Here is a 574-nt window from a genome sequence, read left to right on the forward strand (position 1 = left end):
GTAGTTTGGTATATTGGAACAGCTCTTGATCCTGTAGTAGGATCAATTTCCTGACCTGCATGTACTTGTAATGTTTCGAATTTATGTGATGTTGACATGTTATATTTAGTTTTAAGTGGTTCCTGTTATGTTTTTGAGTCGATACGTTGCGGAGATTTTAGCTTCGGAAACGTATACCGTTGTTAAGCGTACCCCTGCAAGGGRCCTTCCGTATGAATGTGAAATGCAAAAGGAAGATTTGTAAATTATAGTATGCAACAGCACATGCAATTAGCCTGCTGAGGATAACAATAATTAAACAGATTTGAAGTAATGCTTACAGTTTTCATTTTGTTTCAATTTATCTTTCCAAACGACACCATGTCTTTTGGTCAGGAATTGGCACCTTCTCCATCTTGGGAGGGTTGCCAGTGGGTCAAAGAGCCTGTCTCTCGCCACTTCTTTATAAATCAAACCTTTTTATTAAGGAAGGTTGACTTGGTTAGCTTTCGCTAAATGATATCGCAAATGTAGATTTAAGTTAATAAATATCCAAAATTATATTTTGGATATTTATTAACTTGTTGTATTACAG

Annotated in this window: 1 riboswitch. The window is 35.8% G+C overall.

The features are described from left to right. Positions 1 to 337: 337 nt before the first annotated feature. A riboswitch (SAM riboswitch) is annotated at positions 338 to 451 on the reverse strand. Between the last annotated feature and the right edge of the window lie 123 nt (positions 452 to 574).

The sequence above is a fragment of the Pedobacter sp. 05L430 genome, assembly GCF_056397585.1.